Origin of the sequence: Nocardia brasiliensis ATCC 700358, from assembly GCF_000250675.2 — a bacterium.
Classification (GTDB): Bacteria; Actinomycetota; Actinomycetes; order Mycobacteriales; family Mycobacteriaceae; genus Nocardia; species Nocardia brasiliensis_B.
Window position 1 is genome coordinate 1,435,845 of the sequence record NC_018681.1, and the last position, 17,821, is coordinate 1,453,665.

The window sequence follows — 17,821 nt, forward strand, 5'->3', positions numbered from 1 at the left end:
CTCGGGCGGTGCCGCGGATGACCGGTTCCGGTGCGGTGGTCCCCCTGCGGGAGCTGCTGCTCGTCCTGCTCATCTCCGCGGTGATCACCTTCCTCGCCACCGGCGGAATCCGCACGCTCGCCATCGGTTTCGGTGCCGTGGCAGTGCCGCGGGAACGCGACGTGCACGTCAAACCGATCCCGCGGATGGGTGGCGTCGGCATCTACGTCGGGGTGGTCGGCGCGATGCTGTTCGCGCATCAATTGCCCGCGCTGCGAAGGGGTTTCGACTACAGCCCGAACATTCCGGCGGCGGTGCTGGTGGCCGCGACGATCATCGTCGCGGTCGGCATCGTCGACGACCGCTGGGGCCTGGACGCGCTCACCAAGTTCGCCGGGCAGGTGACCGCCGCCGGTGTGATGGCCGTGATGGGGCTGAGCTGGTACAGCATCTACAACCCGTTCAACAACACCACGGTGTTCCTGGACGCGCTGCAGGGCGGCCTGGTCACCGTCGCGGTGACCGTCACCCTGGTGAACGCGATGAACTTCGTCGACGGCCTGGACGGACTGGCGGCCGGGCTCGGCCTGATCGCCGCGATCGCGGTGTTCGTGTTCTCGCTCGGCCTGATGAACGAGCAGGGCGGTTCGGTGGACACCTACCCGCCCGCCCTGCTGGCCGCCGCGCTGGCGGGCGCCTGCCTGGGCTTCCTGCCGCACAATTTCCAGCCCGCCCGGATCTTCATGGGCGACTCGGGCTCGATGTTGATCGGGCTGGTGCTGGCCGCGGTCTCGACCAGCGCGTCCGGGCGCATCCCGCTGCAGGGCTTCGGCCCGCGCGACATCGTCGGCCTGCTGTCGCCGCTGCTGCTGGTCGGCGCGGTGATGTTCATTCCGGTGCTGGATCTGGTGCTGGCCATCGTGCGCCGGGTGCGCGCGGGTGTGAGTTTCTCCACTCCGGACAAGATGCACCTGCATCACCGGCTGCTGCAGATCGGGCATTCGCACCGGCGGGTGGTGTTGCTCATCTATTTGTGGGTCGGCATCCTCGCGTTCGGCGCCGTCGGCACCGCGCTGATGGACCGGCGCCTGGTCATCCTGCTGATGGCGGGCGGGCTGGTCTTCGCCCTCGTGGTGACCGCGATCCCCGGCCTGCGGCGCGGGGAGGAAGCCGAGCACCATCCGCCCTCCGGGTAAGGTGCGGAGTCGTGAGCTTTGTTCCTACCCCTGTTCCCGGTCCGGACGCCCCGCTGAAGGCGGCGCTGCGCTACGGCTTGATCGGGCTGGGTGTGCTGGTCGTGCTCGCCGTCGCGATCGCCACGGCGGTCGCGGGCGTGCCCGGCCTGTGGGGTGCGCTGCTCGGCGCGGCCATCGGCGGGGGCTTCATCCTGACCACGGCCGCCGTGGTGTTGTTCGGCGCGAAATTGCCGCCGACCACCGCGGGCATGGTGATGCTGGCCAGTTGGGTCGGCAAAATGCTGGTTGCCCTGATCGTTATAGCGATCTTGAATCAATTCGCCTTTTATGACCGGATCGCACTGTTCCTGACCGTCGTCGGAGCGCTGGTAATCGTGCTCGGCGCGGAGACGTACGGCGTTCTGCGGCAGAAGGTTCCGTATGTGACGGTGCCCGATGTGCCGAGCGACACAGCTACCGGCGAGTAATAACCGCCACCCCCCTACACGCTGTCGTAGATAACTTGGTAAAGTGTTGGTAAGCAAGCTGCCAAGCGAAGGGTGGTCACCCCGACCGCCCCGAGTGACGCTATGCTTACTGCCGTGCCGGGCTCCGAGGGGTTCCGGTTCTGCATGTCGACGATGTCGCCGACACACGTACAGACGCCAGGTGGAATCCCAACCCGCCGCACAGCTGCTGACGAATTTCGAGCCGACCTGAGTCGACCCAAATTGATCGTCAATGTCCGATCGAACCGCGGGATCAACCGAACCCACGGCCCGAACACGGGAGAGAACGCTGAGCGTCACCACTTTGGCGGGCGAGTTCCACGCGCCATCGCTAACCGACTTCTTCCCTCCAGCGCTGCTGTTCGAGGGTACGCCGTTCGAACTCGATCGTTTGATGGCGATCCGGCTTCTGATGACCGGTGTCCTGATTGTCGTGATGATGCTCGCTTTTCGCAATCCGCGCCTCATCCCGCGCGGGCTGCAGAACGTCGCGGAAACCGGTCTGGTCTTCGTCAAGGAACAGATTTGCGACGAAGTTTTGGGCAAGGAATCCGGACGTAAGTTCTTCCCGCTCATCGCGACCATCTTCTTCGCGGTCCTGTTCCTGAACTTCTCCGGTGTCATTCCCGGATTGAACATCTCGTCGAACGCGCGAATCGGCATGCCGCTGGTCCTGGCCGTCATCGCGTACGTCGCCTTCAACTACGTCGGCATCAAAAAGTACGGATTCTTTACGTACCTGCGCAGCAGCATCGTGGTACCGAATGTGCCCCCTGCGCTCCACGTACTGCTGATTCCGATCGAGTTCGTCTCGACCTTCATCTTGCGTCCGTTCACGCTGACCGTCCGACTCATGGCGAACATGCTGGCCGGACATATCATGTTGGTGCTGTTCTTCAGTGCTACCTGGTTCTTCTTGTTCGACGCCGTCGCGTGGATGAAAGTGTTCTCGCCCTTCTCGCTCCTCGCGGGATTCGCGTTCACTCTCTTCGAGCTGTTGGTCATCTTCCTGCAGGCCTATGTGTTTGCGCTGCTGACCGCCGTTTACATCGGACTCGCACAACACGCAGATTCACACTGACCTGCCTGACCGAACGTTAAACCTGCTACACCTCGTCGACCGGCGGGTGTGCAACAGAAAGGGAATGGAAGACTCATGAGCCTCGCGTACCTGGCCCAGGAAGCCGCAACCACCTCTGAGAAGATCAAGGGCTACGGCGCCATCGGCTACGGTCTGGCGGCAATCGGCCCGGGCATCGGCGTCGGCATCGTCGTCGGTAAGGCCATCGAAGGTATCGCCCGTCAGCCGGAGCTGCAGGGCACCATCCGGACCAACATGTTCCTCGGCATCGCGTTCACTGAGGCGCTTGCCCTGATCGGCCTCGTCGCCGGCTTCATCTTCTGATTCCGATGAACGAGTTCTCTGTTCTCGCAGCGGGAAGCGGAGAGGATGTGAATCCTCTTCTCCCCGAGACGTACGACATCGTCTGGTCCGTGGTCTGCGTCGCGATCATCGCGGTGCTCTTCTACAAGTACGTGATCCCACGTCTGATGAAGGTGCTCGACGAGCGCGCCGACAAGATCGAGGGCGGCATCAAGCGCGCCGAGGTCGCGCAGGAAGAGGCCCAGCTCACGCTGCAGCAGTACCAGCAGCAGCTGGCCGACGCCCGGCTGGAGGCGGCACGCATCCGTGAGGAAGCGCGCACCCAGGGCCAGCAGATCCTCGCGCAGATGCGCGCGGAGGCCCAGGCCGAAAGCGACCGCATCGTCGCCGCTGGTCAGCACCAGCTGGAGGCGCAGCGCCAGCACATCCTGACCGAACTGCGCACCGAACTCGGCCAGACCGCCGTAGATTTGGCCGAAAAGATTATCGGACAGTCGGTTTCGGACGAAGCCAAGCAGGCTGCGTCCATCGAGCGGTTCCTGACCGAACTCGATGACGAGTCGAAGGCCGGCATCGGGGTCGGAAGGTAGCGACACGAAAGTGAGAAGCATGTACGCAGCGAGCCGCGAGGCCTGCGCCCGGTCTCGGGAGGCGCTCAGGGCCGCTCTGACCGGAAGCGACAGTGTCGCGGCCACAACGGGTTCCGAATTGTTCGCCGTTGTCGCCGTGCTGGACGACCAGCGTTCGCTGCGTGTTGCGCTCGCGGACGTGTCGGTGCCGGGTTCGGCGCGGGCCGAGCTCAGCGAACGGGTCTTCGGCGGAAAGGTCAGCCCGGCCACGCAGGCGGTGCTGACCACCGCCGTGGCCCAGGACTGGTCCCGGACCACCGACCTGGTCGACACCCTGGTGTTGCTCGGGCAGGAGGCATTGCTCGAGTCGGCCGCGGACACCGGCCGGCTCGACGCGGTCGAGGACGAACTGTTCCGGCTCGGCCGGATCGTCAGCGACAACCCCGAGCTGGAGCAGGCCCTTTCCGATCGGACGAAGCCGGCCGAGGCCAAGCGGGCACTGATCGAGCGGCTGCTCAACGGCAAGACCGAAACCATCACCCTCACCCTGGCAGAACAGGTGGTGGCCAGGCAGAAGGGCTCGGTCGGCGCCTCGGCTTTCGACGAGCTCTCCGACCTGGCAGCGGCTCGTCGTGACCAGATCGTCGCGCATGTCCGCGCGGCCATCGCACTGTCGGCACAGCAGCGGGAGCGGCTCGCCGCATCGTTGCACCGTATCTACGGCAAGCCGATTCAGGTGCACGTGCAGGTCGACCCGAGTCTGCTGAGCGGGCTGGTCGTACACGTCGGCGACGACGTGATCGACGGCAGCGCCATCGGCCGACTGGAACGGCTGCGTCGGTCCCTGGCCTGACGCACGCCCGGGTTCACCCACCCCGCCGGCTTCGCCGGCTGCCGACCCCCTCCCGACATTCGACACAGCGAGAGCAGGAAGAACATGGCGGAGCTGACGATCTCCTCCGACGAGATCCGTAGCGCGATCGAGAGCTACACCCAGAGCTACACCCCGGAAACCTCCATCGAGGAAGTCGGTGTTGTCACCGACACCGCCGACGGCATCGCGCACGTGAGCGGTCTGCCCTCGGCGATGGCCAACGAGCTGCTCGAGTTCCCGGGCGGAGTGCTGGGCGTGGCGCTGAACCTCGAGGACCGCGAGATCGGTGCGGTCATCCTCGGCGAGTACGCCGACCTCGAAGAGGGCCAGCAGGTCCGCCGCACCGGCGACGTGCTCTCGGTGCCCGTCGGTGACAAGTTCCTCGGCCGCGTGGTCGACCCGCTGGGTCAGCCGATCGACGGTCTCGGCGAGATCGAGGCCGAAGAGCAGCGCGTGCTCGAGCTGCAGGCCGCGACCGTGCTGGAGCGCCAGCCCGTCGAGGAGCCGCTGGCGACCGGTATCACCGCCATCGACGCCCTCACCGCGATCGGCCGCGGCCAGCGTCAGCTGGTCATCGGTGACCGCAAGACCGGCAAGACCGCGGTCTGCATCGACGCCATCCTGGCGCAGAAGGCCAACTGGGATTCCGGTGACCCGGCCAAGCAGGTGCGCTGCATCTACGTCGCCATCGGTCAGAAGGGTTCCACCATCGCGGGCGTCAAGACCGCGCTGGAAGAGCACGGTGCGCTGGAGTACACCACCATCGTCGCGGCCCCCGCTTCGGACTCCGCCGGCTTCAAATGGCTTGCGCCGTACACCGGTTCGGCCATCGGCCAGCACTGGATGTACCAGGGCAAGCACGTTCTCATCGTGTTCGACGACCTGACCAAGCAGGCCGAGGCCTACCGCGCCATCTCGCTGCTGCTGCGTCGCCCGCCGGGCCGCGAGGCGTACCCGGGTGACGTCTTCTACCTGCACTCGCGCCTGCTGGAGCGTTGCGCCAAGCTGTCCGACGAGATGGGCGCCGGCTCGATGACCGGTCTGCCGATCATCGAGACCAAGGCCAACGACATCTCGGCGTTCATCCCGACCAACGTCATCTCCATCACCGACGGCCAGGTCTTCCTCGAGTCCGACCTGTTCAACAAGGGTGTCCGCCCGGCGATCAACGTCGGTACCTCGGTCTCCCGTGTCGGTGGCGCCGCGCAGACCAAGGGCATGAAGAAGGTCGCCGGTTCGCTGCGTCTGGAAATGGCCCAGTTCCGTGAGCTGGAGGCATTCTCCGCCTTCGCCTCCGACCTCGATGCCGCCTCGCTCGCTCAGCTCGAGCGTGGCGCCCGCTGGGTCGAGCTGCTCAAGCAGGACCAGTACTCGCCGGTCGCGGTCGAGGACCAGATCGTCTCGATCTACCTGGTCGACGCGGGCTACTACGACTCGGTTCCGGTCGCCGACATCCGTCGCTTCAACCGTGAGGTGCTCGAGCACCTGCACCGGGCCGCGGCCGATGCCTTCAAGACCATCGAAGGCGGCAAGGTGCTCGCGGACGAGGCCGCCGACCAGATCAAGGCCGAGACCGACAAGTTCAAGCAGGGCTTCCTCGCCTCCGACGGCAGCCGCGTCGTGAACGAGGCCGAGGCGGGCGACCTCGAGCACGAAGAGGTCGAGACCCTCTCGGTCACTCGCAAGCACGTCGAGAAGTGACCCAGGTTCGAGACTGATGCGAGCCATGGGTTACCCAATGCAAGCGAATGAAGGGAGTGTGAACCGCTGATGGCAAGCTTGCGTGAATTGCGCTCCCGCATTCGTGGTGTGAATTCGATCAAGAAGATCACCAAGGCCCAGGAGCTGATCGCGACCTCGCGAATCTCCAAGGCGCAGGCCAGGGTCGCGGCCGCGAAGCCCTATGCCGAGGAGATCACCAAGGTCCTCGGCGAGCTGGCGAGCGCGTCGCAGAACCTGACCCACCCGCTGCTGACCGAGCGGGCCGACCCGCGCCGGGCCGCCGTGCTGGTGATCACCAGTGACAGCGGCATGGCCGGTGGCTACAACTCCAACGTGCTCAAGCGCGCCGAGGAGTTGATGCACACGCTGCGGGGCGAGGGCAAGGAACCGGTGATCTACGTGATGGGCAACAAGGGCCTCACGTACTACACCTTCCGCAACCGCACGCCGGTCGCGTCGTGGACCGGGTTCTCGCAGCAGCCGAAGTACACCGATGCTTCGGCCGCCTGCAACCACCTGGTCGAGGCCTTCATGGCCGGCTCCGACGGCACGGTTCCCGCGCCGAACGGGACCGGCGATATCGCGGGCGTCGATGAGCTCCACATCGTGTACACGCGGTTCGTGTCGATGCTGACGCAGACCCCGGAGGTGCGCCGCCTGGCGCCGATCCAGGTGAGCTACGTCGATGAGAACTTCGACATGGGTGAGGATTTCGTGTCCGATTCGCCGACGGCGGACGTGCACGCGCAGTACGAATTCGAGCCCGATGCGAGTGTGCTGCTGGCGGCCCTGCTGCCGAAGTACATCAACACGCGTATCTACTCATCGTTGCTCGAGGCAGCGGCATCCGAGTCCGCGGCTCGGCGCACCGCAATGAAGGCAGCCACCGACAACGCCAACGAACTGGCCACTGATCTTTCCCGGCAGGCGAACTCGGTGCGGCAGGCCCAGATCACCCAGGAAATCAGTGAAATCGTGGGCGGCGTGAACGCGCTGGCTGCGAGCTCGGACCGCGACTAGCGCCGCGGCCTGAGGGACGGGCCCCGGAGGAGGTAGCGGAGCGTGACCACGCAGGGGCCCCGAAGGCCGCAATCTGACACAGAGAGAATCCAAACCAAATGACCGCAGCTGTCACCCAAGACAACACGAGTCGGACCGGCGCAAACACAGGTCGCGTCGTCCGAGTCATCGGCCCCGTCGTGGACGTCGAGTTCCCGCGTGGCTCGATCCCCGACCTGTTCAACGCCTTGCACGCCGAGATCACGCTGACCTCGGTGGCCAAGACCCTGACCCTCGAGGTCGCCCAGCACCTCGGCGACGGCATCGTCCGCTGCATCTCGATGCAGCCGACCGACGGCCTGGTCCGTAGCGCGCCGGTCACCGACACCGGCAAGCCGATCTCGGTGCCGGTCGGCGACGTCGTCAAGGGCCACGTCTTCAACGCGCTCGGCGACTGCCTCGACACCCCCGGCCTCGGCCGGGACGGCGAGCAGTGGGGCATCCACCGCAAGCCCCCGTCATTCGATCAGCTCGAGGGTAAGACCGAGATCCTGGAAACGGGCATCAAGGTCATCGACCTGCTCACCCCGTACGTGAAGGGTGGCAAGATCGGCCTGTTCGGTGGCGCCGGCGTCGGCAAGACCGTGCTCATCCAGGAGATGATCACCCGTATCGCGCGGGAGTTCTCCGGTACCTCCGTGTTCGCCGGCGTCGGCGAGCGCACCCGTGAGGGCACCGACCTGCGCCTGGAGATGGAAGAGATGGGCGTCCTCCCGGACACCGCCCTCGTCTTCGGCCAGATGGACGAGCCGCCGGGCACCCGTATGCGCGTCGCCCTCTCGGCCCTCACCATGGCCGAGTACTTCCGCGACGTGCAGCACCAGGACGTGCTGCTGTTCATCGACAACATCTTCCGGTTCACCCAGGCCGGTTCCGAGGTCTCGACCCTGCTCGGTCGTATGCCCTCGGCCGTCGGTTACCAGCCCACGCTGGCCGACGAGATGGGTGAGCTGCAGGAGCGCATCACCTCGACCCGTGGTCGGTCGATCACCTCGCTGCAGGCCATCTACGTGCCCGCCGACGACTACACCGACCCGGCCCCGGCGACCACCTTCGCCCACCTCGACGCGACGACCGAGCTCTCCCGCCCGATCTCGCAGAAGGGCATCTACCCGGCCGTCGACCCGCTGACCTCGACCTCCCGCATCCTGGAGGCCTCGATCGTCGGCGAGCGGCACTTCGCCGTGGCCAACGAGGTGAAGCGGATCCTGCAGAAGTACAAGGAACTGCAGGACATCATCGCCATCCTCGGCATGGACGAACTCTCCGAAGAGGACAAGGTCCTCGTCGGCCGCGCCCGTCGCCTGGAGAAGTTCCTCGGCCAGAACTTCATCGTGGCCGAGAAGTTCACCGGCCAGGTCGGTTCGGTGGTTCCGCTGGAGCAGACCATCGACGACTTCGACCGGGTCTGCAAGGGCGAGTTCGACCACTTCCCGGAGCAGGCGTTCAACTCCTGCGGTGGCCTCGACGACGTCGAGGCGGCCGCGAAGAAGATCGCCGGAAAGTAGTCCCCGATGTCGGAAATGTCAGTTGATCTCGTCGCGGTCGAACGACTGCTCTGGTCCGGCCAGGCGACGTTCGTCAGCGCGCAGACGACCGAGGGCCAGATCGGCATCATGCCGGGCCACGAGCCGTTGCTCGGCCAGCTGGTCGAGGGTGGCATCGTGTCCATCGTCGACACCGACGGTCAGCGGATCGTCGCGGCGGTGCACGGCGGCTTCTTCTCGGTGACCGCTACCACGGTCCGGGTCCTGGCCGAGTCCGCGGAGTTCGCGGACGAGGTCGATGTCGAGGCGGCACGTCGCGTGCTGGCCGACTCGGCGGCCAGCGAAGAGGACCAGTTGGCGGCGCAGGCCCAGGTGCGCGCGGTGGAGCAGACCGCGAACGCCTAGGCGACAACCGAAAATCGAGTAGCAGACTGTCGGCGGCGAAGGCTTCTTCGCCGCCGACAGTCGTTTCAATACACGGGTGGCCCGTTTGTAAACTCGAGGTCATGGTTGAATGACCGCACGGCGGTGATCGCGATGGGCCCGAAGCCGGATCCTCGGAGGGCTTGCGAGCACCGCCAATTGAATAGGGTGTCGACGACACGGCGACAGAGCGAAGGGACGAACTGCATTGCAGACCGGGATGGTTCTCCTGATCATTCTGGTGCTCACGCTCGTGTTCCTCGCCCTGGCCTCGACCTATCGCCTGATCATGTTGCGGCGCGGCGGAACCGCCGCGATCCTGCGGGTTTTGCCCGCGCGCGGTGGTCAGGGCTGGCGGCACGGACTGATCCGCTACGACGAGGACCGATTGGTCTTTTTCAAGCTGACGAGTCTGAAACTCGGACCCGACTGCACGATTCACCGCCAGGGCATCGAGATCGGCGATCGCCGCGCTCCGGTCGGCGACGAATACGACATCATGACCGACGACATCGCGGTGATCGCGGTGACCGATCGCGACGGCAGTTACGAGCTGGCCCTGGATCGCGCCTCGCGCACCGCATTTCTGTCCTGGGTGGAGTCGCGCCCCTCCGACCGCACCCGCCGGATGCGCTAGCAGGCGCAGCCGCTCGGATATGGCGCGACAACGGATAGGCTGAGGCTCGTGAGTGTGCACCTGACGCGGATCTACACGCGAACCGGCGACGATGGGACCACGGGTCTCAGCGATTTCTCGCGGGTCGCGAAGACCGACCCGCGCCTGGTCGCCTACGCCGACTGCGACGAGACGAACGCCGCCATCGGGGTGGCGATCGCGCTCGGACAGCCCGCCGACGAGTTGCGCGCGGTACTCCTGCAGATACAGAACGATCTGTTCGACGCGGGCGCCGACCTGTCCACCCCGGTGGTCGCGGCGCCGAAGTACCCGCCGCTGCGCATCACCCAGCTCTACATCGACCGGCTGGAAGGCTGGTGCGACGAGTTCAATGCTGAACTGCCCGCACTGAATTCGTTCATCCTGCCGAGCGGCACGCCGCTGGCGGCGCTGCTGCACACGGCGCGCACGGTGGCGCGACGCGCCGAACGCGCGGCCTGGGCCGCCATCGAGACACACCCGGAGGACACGAATGTGCTTCCGGCCAAATATCTGAATCGCCTCTCGGACCTGCTGTTCATCCTGAGCCGCGTGGCGAATCCCGGCGGCGATATCCTGTGGAAGCCCGGCGGAACCAGGTCGAGCACCTGATAATGCTCGAGACACGAGGACACTTGTCTCGGATACATGGGTAAACACCCCGGGTATACCCAGAACTCAGCCCGGCGTCGGACCGCCGGCCCGCAACCGAACTACCGTGGCACCCACCAGTGCGCTGAATACCCGGAGTGGCGGAGCTGGATACCTGGAGTGGCGGGCCAGTGCCGCAACTATCCTTGCACCCAACAGTGCGCCGAATACGCGGAGAGGCGGCATGGAACGGTTTTTGGTTACCGGCGGGAATCGACTCGTCGGTGAAGTCGCGGTGGGAGGCGCCAAGAACAGCGTCCTCAAGCTGATGGCCGCTGCCCTGCTGGCCGAGGGCACCACCACGATCACGAACTGCCCGGACATTCTCGACGTGCCGCTGATGGGCGACGTGCTGCGCGGCCTCGGCTGCGACGTCGCGATCGATGCGGGAACGGTCACCATCGACACCCCGGCGGAGCCGAAGTATCACGCGGACTTCCCCGCGGTGACGCAGTTCCGCGCGTCGGTGTGTGTGCTCGGCCCGCTGATGGCGCGCTGCAAGCGAGCGGTGGTCGCGCTGCCGGGTGGGGACGCGATCGGTTCGCGTCCGCTCGACATGCACCAGGCCGGCTTGCGGCTGCTCGGCGCGACCAGCGAGATCGAGCACGGCTGCGTCGTGGCGCGCGCCGACGAGCTGCAGGGTGCCAAGATCCGGCTCGACTTCCCGTCGGTGGGCGCCACCGAGAACATCCTGATGGCCGCGGTGCTCGCCGAGGGCGAGACCGTCATCGACAACGCCGCCCGCGAACCCGACATCGTCGACCTCTGCAACATGCTGGTGCAGATGGGCGCCCGGATCACCGGCGCAGGTACCTCGGTGCTCACCGTGCAGGGGGTCAAGCGGCTCTCGCCGACCACGCACCGGGTGATCGGTGACCGGATCGTCGCCGCCACCTGGGGTATCGCCGCCGCCATGACCATGGGCGACGTCCGGGTGACGGGCGTGAACCCCAAGCACCTGTCCCTGGTGCTGGACAAGCTGCGTTCCGCGGGCGCGCGGATCTCGTTCGAGCAGGACGGTTTCCGCGTCGTGCAGGCCGAGCGGCCGCGCGCGGTCAACTTCTCGACGCTGCCGTTCCCCGGCTTCCCCACCGACCTGCAGCCGATGGCGATCGGCCTGGCCGCCATCGCCGATGGCACGTCGATGATCACCGAGAACGTCTTCGAAGCGCGTTTCCGTTTCGTGGAGGAGATGATCCGGTTGGGTGCCGACGCGCGCACCGACGGGCATCACGCTGTGGTGCGCGGTATTCCGCGCCTGTCGAGCGCGCCGGTGTGGTCCTCCGATATTCGGGCCGGCGCCGGATTGGTACTCGCCGGCCTGGTTGCCGAGGGCACCACCGAGGTGCACGACGTCTTCCACATCGACCGTGGCTACCCCAAATTCGTTGAGCAGCTACAGGCTCTGGGTGGGGAAGTGACCCGGGTCGGCGCCGCGGAATGAAGCGTTAACCTCGAAAACGCTTCTTGACCAGGCGATTTGACATGATGCACGCAGACACGTAACTTTATTCAAGTCAGAGCGACACGGACACCGACCCGGGGCCGAGGAGCTGAGCCGAAAGGCTGAGCGAGAGGCCAGGGAAACGAGGTAGTACGAGGAGCGCCTGACGCTCACACTAGCTTGATCGAGACCCTGATTTGGATTCGGGGGAGCGGCTGAGCTAAGCTGGATAAGTTGCCTCACTGATCAAGCGGGTTGAAGCCCGGGCGATGGTGTGTGCGTGTGTTCTTTGAGAACTCAATAGTGTGTCGATGAATGTCAGTGCCAATTATTTATTGGTTCCGGCCTCTCTGGACCCCCGTCTGGGTGAGGTTGGACATTTAGTCAGCAAATCTTTTTGCTGGCGTTTTGTTTTGCTGGGTTTTCGGACTCTAGTTTCGATACTTCTGATTGACCCCTTTTGGGGGTTGGTTGAGAGTCTTCAACGGAGAGTTTGATCCTGGCTCAGGACGAACGCTGGCGGCGTGCTTAACACATGCAAGTCGAGCGGTAAGGCCCTTCGGGGTACACGAGCGGCGAACGGGTGAGTAACACGTGGGTGATCTGCCTCGCACTTCGGGATAAGCCTGGGAAACTGGGTCTAATACCGGATATGACCTTTCAGTGCATGCTGTTGGGTGGAAAGATTTATCGGTGCGAGATGGGCCCGCGGCCTATCAGCTTGTTGGCGGGGTAACGGCCCACCAAGGCGACGACGGGTAGCCGACCTGAGAGGGTGACCGGCCACACTGGGACTGAGACACGGCCCAGACTCCTACGGGAGGCAGCAGTGGGGAATATTGCACAATGGGCGGAAGCCTGATGCAGCGACGCCGCGTGAGGGATGACGGCCTTCGGGTTGTAAACCTCTTTCGACAGGGACGAAGCGCAAGTGACGGTACCTGTAGAAGAAGCACCGGCCAACTACGTGCCAGCAGCCGCGGTAATACGTAGGGTGCGAGCGTTGTCCGGAATTACTGGGCGTAAAGAGCTTGTAGGCGGTTTGTCGCGTCGTCCGTGAAAACTTGGGGCTCAACCCCAAGCTTGCGGGCGATACGGGCAGACTTGAGTACTTCAGGGGAGACTGGAATTCCTGGTGTAGCGGTGAAATGCGCAGATATCAGGAGGAACACCGGTGGCGAAGGCGGGTCTCTGGGAAGTAACTGACGCTGAGAAGCGAAAGCGTGGGTAGCGAACAGGATTAGATACCCTGGTAGTCCACGCCGTAAACGGTGGGTACTAGGTGTGGGTTTCCTTCCACGGGATCCGTGCCGTAGCTAACGCATTAAGTACCCCGCCTGGGGAGTACGGCCGCAAGGCTAAAACTCAAAGGAATTGACGGGGGCCCGCACAAGCGGCGGAGCATGTGGATTAATTCGATGCAACGCGAAGAACCTTACCTGGGTTTGACATACACCGGAAACCTGCAGAGATGTAGGCCCCCTTGTGGTCGGTGTACAGGTGGTGCATGGCTGTCGTCAGCTCGTGTCGTGAGATGTTGGGTTAAGTCCCGCAACGAGCGCAACCCTTGTCCTGTGTTGCCAGCGGATTATGCCGGGGACTCGCAGGAGACTGCCGGGGTCAACTCGGAGGAAGGTGGGGACGACGTCAAGTCATCATGCCCCTTATGTCCAGGGCTTCACACATGCTACAATGGCCGGTACAGAGGGCTGCGATACCGTGAGGTGGAGCGAATCCCTTAAAGCCGGTCTCAGTTCGGATCGGGGTCTGCAACTCGACCCCGTGAAGTTGGAGTCGCTAGTAATCGCAGATCAGCAACGCTGCGGTGAATACGTTCCCGGGCCTTGTACACACCGCCCGTCACGTCATGAAAGTCGGTAACACCCGAAGCCGGTGGCCTAACCCCTTGTGGGAGGGAGCCGTCGAAGGTGGGATTGGCGATTGGGACGAAGTCGTAACAAGGTAGCCGTACCGGAAGGTGCGGCTGGATCACCTCCTTTCTAAGGAGCATCTCCAGTGAGTGTCTCGAAGAGTCGAGATTGCTTCTGGCAGAGCCGTTTCGGACTCATATGTGGTCCGGCGGAGCTCATGGGTGGAACGCTGACAAGCTCATCGCATCGTGATCGGAGCCATGTCTTCGGTCCGCGGTGATATACCGACACACTATTGGGTCCTGAAAGAACAGACGTTCTTTCCAGGCAAGATAACGACAGGACTTGGTCCGCAGTCATACCGCGAGGGTTCCTCGGCTGGTGCTGCAGGTGGGCTGAGTTTTGTGTGTTGTTTGAGAACTGCACAGTGGACGCGAGCATCTTTGTTAGTAAGTGTTTAAGAGCGTACGGTGGATGCCTTGGCACCAGGAGCCGATGAAGGACGTAGGAGGCTGCGATAAGCCTCGGGGAGCTGTCAACCGAGCTGAGATCCGAGGATTTCCGAATGGGGAAACCCAGCACGAGTGATGTCGTGTTACCCGCATCTGAATATATAGGGTGTGTGGAGGGAACGTGGGGAAGTGAAACATCTCAGTACCCACAGGAAGAGAAAACAATAGTGATTCCGTGAGTAGTGGCGAGCGAAAGCGGAAGAGGCTAAACCGTTCAGATGTGATACCCGGCAGGGGTTGTCTGGACGGTGTTGTGGGGTCTTTCTTCTCAATTCTGCCGGATTGGGCGTGAGTCAGAAACCGTTGGGTTAGTCGAAGTGGTCTGGAACGGCCTGTCGTAGAGGGTGAGAGTCCCGTAGACGAAAACTCAACGGCTTGCGTGGAAGATACCCGAGTAGCAGCGGGCCCGTGAAATCTGCTGTGAATCTGCCGGGACCACCCGGTAAGCCTGAATACTCCCTGGTGACCGATAGCGGACTAGTACCGTGAGGGAAAGGTGAAAAGTACCCCGGGAGGGGAGTGAAATAGTACCTGAAACCGTGCGCTTACAATCCGTCAGGGCCTGCGAGTGACTTGTCACTGTGGGTGATGGCGTGCCTTTTGAAGAATGAGCCTGCGAGTTAGTGGCATGTGGCGAGGTTAACCCGTGTGGGGTAGCCGTAGCGAAAGCGAGTCCGAATAGGGCGTTTTGAGTCGCATGTTCTAGACCCGAAGCGGAGTGATCTACCCATGGCCAGGGTGAAGCGACGGTAAGACGTCGTGGAGGCCCGAACCCACTTAGGTTGAAAACTGAGGGGATGAGCTGTGGGTAGGGGTGAAAGGCCAATCAAACTCCGTGATAGCTGGTTCTCCCCGAAATGCATTTAGGTGCAGCGTCACGTGTTTCACGCCGGAGGTAGAGCTACTGGATGGTCTAGGGGGCCTACAAGCTTACCGAAATCAGCCAAACTCCGAATGCCGGTGTGTGAGAGCGTGGCAGTGAGACTGCGGGGGATAAGCTTCGTAGTCGAGAGGGAAACAGCCCAGATCGCCGGCTAAGGCCCCTAAGCGTGTACTAAGTGGAAAAGGATGTGGGGTCGCGAAGACAACCAGGAGGTTGGCTTAGAAGCAGCCACCCTTGAAAGAGTGCGTAATAGCTCACTGGTCAAGTGATCCTGCGCCGACAATGTAGCGGGGCTCAAGTACACCGCCGAAGCCGCGGCATTCACACAATACATCCGCCATCTTCTACGGAGGGTGGTGCAGTGGTGTGGATGGGTAGGGGAGCGTCGTGCAGCCATGGAAGCAGCGGAGTGATCCAGTTGTGGAGGCTGTGCGAGTGAGAATGCAGGCATGAGTAGCGAAAGACGAGTGAGAAACTCGTCCGCCGAATGACCAAGGGTTCCTGGGCCAGGTTAATCCGCCCAGGGTGAGTCGGGACCTAAGGCGAGGCCGACAGGCGTAGTCGATGGACAACGGGTTGATATTCCCGTACCCGTGTATCCGCGCCCAATGGCGAATCAGTTGTGCTAACCATCCAAAACCCAAAAGACTTCCTTCGGGAAGCTGGAGGGGGCTGCATGGGACCCTGGCTGTAGTAGTCAAGCGATGGGGTGACGCAGGAAGGTAGCTGGGCCAGTCAGTGGTTGTACTGGTGTAAGCCTGTAGGGCGAGACGTAGGCAAATCCGCGTCTCATGCGCCTGAGAGGTGATGCGTAGCCGATTGAGGCGAATTCAGTGATCCTATGCTGCCGAGAAAAGCCTCTAGTGAGTTGGTACACGGCCCGTACCCCAAACCGACACAGGTGGTCAGGTAGAGAATACTAAGGCGATCGAGAGAACTGTGGTTAAGGAACTCGGCAAAATGCCCCCGTAACTTCGGGAGAAGGGGGACCCGGTCTGGTGATGGCACGTGCTGCCTGAGCTGGGTTGGGTCGCAGAGACCAGAGAGAAGCGACTGTTTACTAAAAACACAGGTCCGTGCGAAGTCGTAAGACGATGTATACGGACTGACGCCTGCCCGGTGCCGGAAGGTTAAGAGGACCGGTTAGCGATCTTCGGGTTGCGAAGCTGAGAATTTAAGCCCCGGTAAACGGCGGTGGTAACTATAACCATCCTAAGGTAGCGAAATTCCTTGTCGGGTAAGTTCCGACCTGCACGAATGGCGTAACGACTTCTCTGCTGTCTCAACCACAGACTCGGCGAAATTGCATTACGAGTAAAGATGCTCGTTACGCGCGGCAGGACGAAAAGACCCCGGGACCTTCACTATAGCTTGGTATTGGTGTTCGGTACGGTTTGTGTAGGATAGGTGGGAGACTGTGAAATCGGCACGCCAGTGTCGAGGGAGTCATCGTTGAAATACCACTCTGATCGTATTGGACTTCTAACCTCGGACCATGATCTGGTTCAGGGACAGTGCCTGGTGGGTAGTTTAACTGGGGCGGTTGCCTCCTAAAATGTAACGGAGGCGCCCAAAGGTTCCCTCAGCCTGGTTGGCAATCAGGTGTCGAGTGCAAGTGCACAAGGGAGCTTGACTGTGAGAGCGACAGCTCGAGCAGGGACGAAAGTCGGGACTAGTGATCCGGCACCGGCAAGTGGAAGCGGTGTCGCTCAACGGATAAAAGGTACCCCGGGGATAACAGGCTGATCTTCCCCAAGAGTCCATATCGACGGGATGGTTTGGCACCTCGATGTCGGCTCGTCGCATCCTGGGGCTGGAGTAGGTCCCAAGGGTTGGGCTGTTCGCCCATTAAAGCGGCACGCGAGCTGGGTTTAGAACGTCGTGAGACAGTTCGGTCTCTATCCGCCGCGCGCGTCAGAAACTTGAGGAAGGCTGTCCCTAGTACGAGAGGACCGGGACGGACGAACCTCTGGTGTGCCAGTTGTTCCGCCAGGAGCACCGCTGGTTAGCTACGTTCGGAAGGGATAACCGCTGAAAGCATCTAAGCGGGAAGCCTGTTCCAAGATGAGGTTTCTCACCCTCTTGAAGGGTTAAGGCCCCCCACAGACCATGGGGTTGATAGGCCAGAACTGGAAGCTCGGTAACGGGTGTAGGTGACTGGTACTAATCGGCCGAGGACTTACCAACAAAGAAGCTACGCGTCCACTGTGCAGTATCTGAAACAACACACAGACACTGCAGCAGATACCCAGTCTGTCAGTCCCTTTTCGGAGGGTTGGCGGGGGTGGTTGTCAGCGCTGCTGTGTGGATAGTTTCATAGAGTTACGGCGGCCATAGCGGCAGGGAAACGCCCGGTCCCATTCCGAACCCGGAAGCTAAGCCTGCCAGCGCCGATGGTACTGCACTCGACAGGGTGTGGGAGAGTAGGACACCGCCGGAACATCATTGCAGAAGACCCCCGACATTCGTCGGGGGTCTTCTTGCGTTCATACACCGTCTCTGATCATTCCGATTGGTCTGGCGACGCTATCCGAACCAGGCTGTGCGCGAGCGTTTCCCACGCTCGTCGCTGCGGGCGAACCCTCGTGGCGCACGCTGAAAGTCCGTTCCGGATGGTAGGTTCT

The 17,821-nt window shown here is 62.8% G+C and carries 13 protein-coding genes and 3 rRNA genes; all 16 read left to right on the forward strand.

All coding sequences use genetic code 11. The features are described 5' to 3' along the window. Window positions 1-17: 17 nt before the first annotated feature. Window positions 18-1,175 carry a glycosyltransferase family 4 protein gene (locus O3I_RS06315; RefSeq protein WP_014982064.1) on the forward strand — a complete coding sequence of 386 codons (1,158 nt, stop codon included), beginning with the start codon at window positions 18-20 and terminating at the stop codon, window positions 1,173-1,175. Between the two features lie 11 nt (window positions 1,176-1,186). Beyond that, the gene (locus O3I_RS06320) at window positions 1,187-1,642 is read left to right on the forward strand and encodes a hypothetical protein (RefSeq protein ID WP_014982065.1); all 456 of its coding nucleotides are present in this window, start codon (window positions 1,187-1,189) and stop codon (window positions 1,640-1,642) included. Window positions 1,643-1,895: 253 nt separating this feature from the next. Continuing rightward, window positions 1,896-2,744 (forward strand): F0F1 ATP synthase subunit A, encoded by an 849-nt coding sequence (atpB, locus tag O3I_RS06325; RefSeq protein WP_171904504.1) that lies wholly within the window; start codon window positions 1,896-1,898, stop codon window positions 2,742-2,744. A gap of 75 nt (window positions 2,745-2,819) precedes the next feature. Continuing rightward, window positions 2,820-3,068: an ATP synthase F0 subunit C gene (locus O3I_RS06330; protein WP_014982067.1), complete on the forward strand. Its 249-nt coding sequence runs from the start codon at window positions 2,820-2,822 to the stop codon at window positions 3,066-3,068. A gap of 5 nt (window positions 3,069-3,073) precedes the next feature. Further along, window positions 3,074-3,637 (forward strand): F0F1 ATP synthase subunit B, encoded by a 564-nt coding sequence (locus O3I_RS06335; RefSeq protein ID WP_029903023.1) that lies wholly within the window; start codon window positions 3,074-3,076, stop codon window positions 3,635-3,637. A gap of 19 nt (window positions 3,638-3,656) precedes the next feature. Then, on the forward strand, window positions 3,657-4,469 hold the full coding sequence (locus O3I_RS06340) for a F0F1 ATP synthase subunit delta (RefSeq protein WP_014982069.1): 813 nt from the start codon (window positions 3,657-3,659) through the stop codon (window positions 4,467-4,469). An 84-nt stretch (window positions 4,470-4,553) separates the two neighbouring features. Next, window positions 4,554-6,191, forward strand: a complete 1,638-nt coding sequence (gene atpA / locus O3I_RS06345; protein WP_014982070.1) for a F0F1 ATP synthase subunit alpha — start codon at window positions 4,554-4,556, stop codon at window positions 6,189-6,191. A gap of 69 nt (window positions 6,192-6,260) precedes the next feature. Then, window positions 6,261-7,232: a F0F1 ATP synthase subunit gamma gene (locus tag O3I_RS06350; protein ID WP_014982071.1), complete on the forward strand. Its 972-nt coding sequence runs from the start codon at window positions 6,261-6,263 to the stop codon at window positions 7,230-7,232. A 98-nt stretch (window positions 7,233-7,330) separates the two neighbouring features. Next, window positions 7,331-8,779, forward strand: coding sequence for a F0F1 ATP synthase subunit beta (atpD, locus tag O3I_RS06355; protein ID WP_014982072.1), 1,449 nt, complete (start codon window positions 7,331-7,333; stop codon window positions 8,777-8,779). 6 nt (window positions 8,780-8,785) lie between these two features. Beyond that, window positions 8,786-9,163, forward strand: a complete 378-nt coding sequence (locus O3I_RS06360) for a F0F1 ATP synthase subunit epsilon (RefSeq protein WP_014982073.1) — start codon at window positions 8,786-8,788, stop codon at window positions 9,161-9,163. A 238-nt stretch (window positions 9,164-9,401) separates the two neighbouring features. Beyond that, window positions 9,402-9,818, forward strand: coding sequence for a DUF2550 domain-containing protein (locus tag O3I_RS06365; RefSeq protein ID WP_014982074.1), 417 nt, complete (start codon window positions 9,402-9,404; stop codon window positions 9,816-9,818). A gap of 48 nt (window positions 9,819-9,866) precedes the next feature. Then, window positions 9,867-10,448 carry a cob(I)yrinic acid a,c-diamide adenosyltransferase gene (locus O3I_RS06370; RefSeq protein WP_014982075.1) on the forward strand — a complete coding sequence of 194 codons (582 nt, stop codon included), beginning with the start codon at window positions 9,867-9,869 and terminating at the stop codon, window positions 10,446-10,448. A 223-nt stretch (window positions 10,449-10,671) separates the two neighbouring features. Further along, a complete protein-coding gene (gene murA, locus O3I_RS06375; protein WP_014982076.1) occupies window positions 10,672-11,931 on the forward strand; it encodes a UDP-N-acetylglucosamine 1-carboxyvinyltransferase in 1,260 nt (419 codons plus the stop codon). Between the two features lie 481 nt (window positions 11,932-12,412). Next, window positions 12,413-13,931: ribosomal RNA gene (locus O3I_RS06380) — 16S ribosomal RNA — on the forward strand. 318 nt (window positions 13,932-14,249) lie between these two features. Beyond that, a 23S ribosomal RNA gene (locus O3I_RS06385) occupies window positions 14,250-17,384 on the forward strand. A 136-nt stretch (window positions 17,385-17,520) separates the two neighbouring features. Continuing rightward, window positions 17,521-17,637: ribosomal RNA gene (gene rrf / locus O3I_RS06390) — 5S ribosomal RNA — on the forward strand. Together the 16S, 23S and 5S rRNA genes form the textbook arrangement of a ribosomal RNA operon. Window positions 17,638-17,821 lie beyond the last annotated feature (184 nt).

Coding starts and splice junctions, on each gene's coding strand:
- O3I_RS06315 (WP_014982064.1), top strand. CDS start 18: ATGACCGGTTCCGGTGCGGTGGTCCCCCTGCGGGAGCTGCTGCTCGTC.
- atpB (WP_171904504.1), top strand. CDS start 1,896: ATGTCCGATCGAACCGCGGGATCAACCGAACCCACGGCCCGAACACGG.
- O3I_RS06330 (WP_014982067.1), top strand. CDS start 2,820: ATGAGCCTCGCGTACCTGGCCCAGGAAGCCGCAACCACCTCTGAGAAG.
- O3I_RS06335 (WP_029903023.1), top strand. CDS start 3,074: ATGAACGAGTTCTCTGTTCTCGCAGCGGGAAGCGGAGAGGATGTGAAT.
- O3I_RS06340 (WP_014982069.1), top strand. CDS start 3,657: ATGTACGCAGCGAGCCGCGAGGCCTGCGCCCGGTCTCGGGAGGCGCTC.
- atpA (WP_014982070.1), top strand. CDS start 4,554: ATGGCGGAGCTGACGATCTCCTCCGACGAGATCCGTAGCGCGATCGAG.
- O3I_RS06350 (WP_014982071.1), top strand. CDS start 6,261: ATGGCAAGCTTGCGTGAATTGCGCTCCCGCATTCGTGGTGTGAATTCG.
- atpD (WP_014982072.1), top strand. CDS start 7,331: ATGACCGCAGCTGTCACCCAAGACAACACGAGTCGGACCGGCGCAAAC.
- O3I_RS06360 (WP_014982073.1), top strand. CDS start 8,786: ATGTCGGAAATGTCAGTTGATCTCGTCGCGGTCGAACGACTGCTCTGG.
- O3I_RS06365 (WP_014982074.1), top strand. CDS start 9,402: ATGGTTCTCCTGATCATTCTGGTGCTCACGCTCGTGTTCCTCGCCCTG.
- murA (WP_014982076.1), top strand. CDS start 10,672: ATGGAACGGTTTTTGGTTACCGGCGGGAATCGACTCGTCGGTGAAGTC.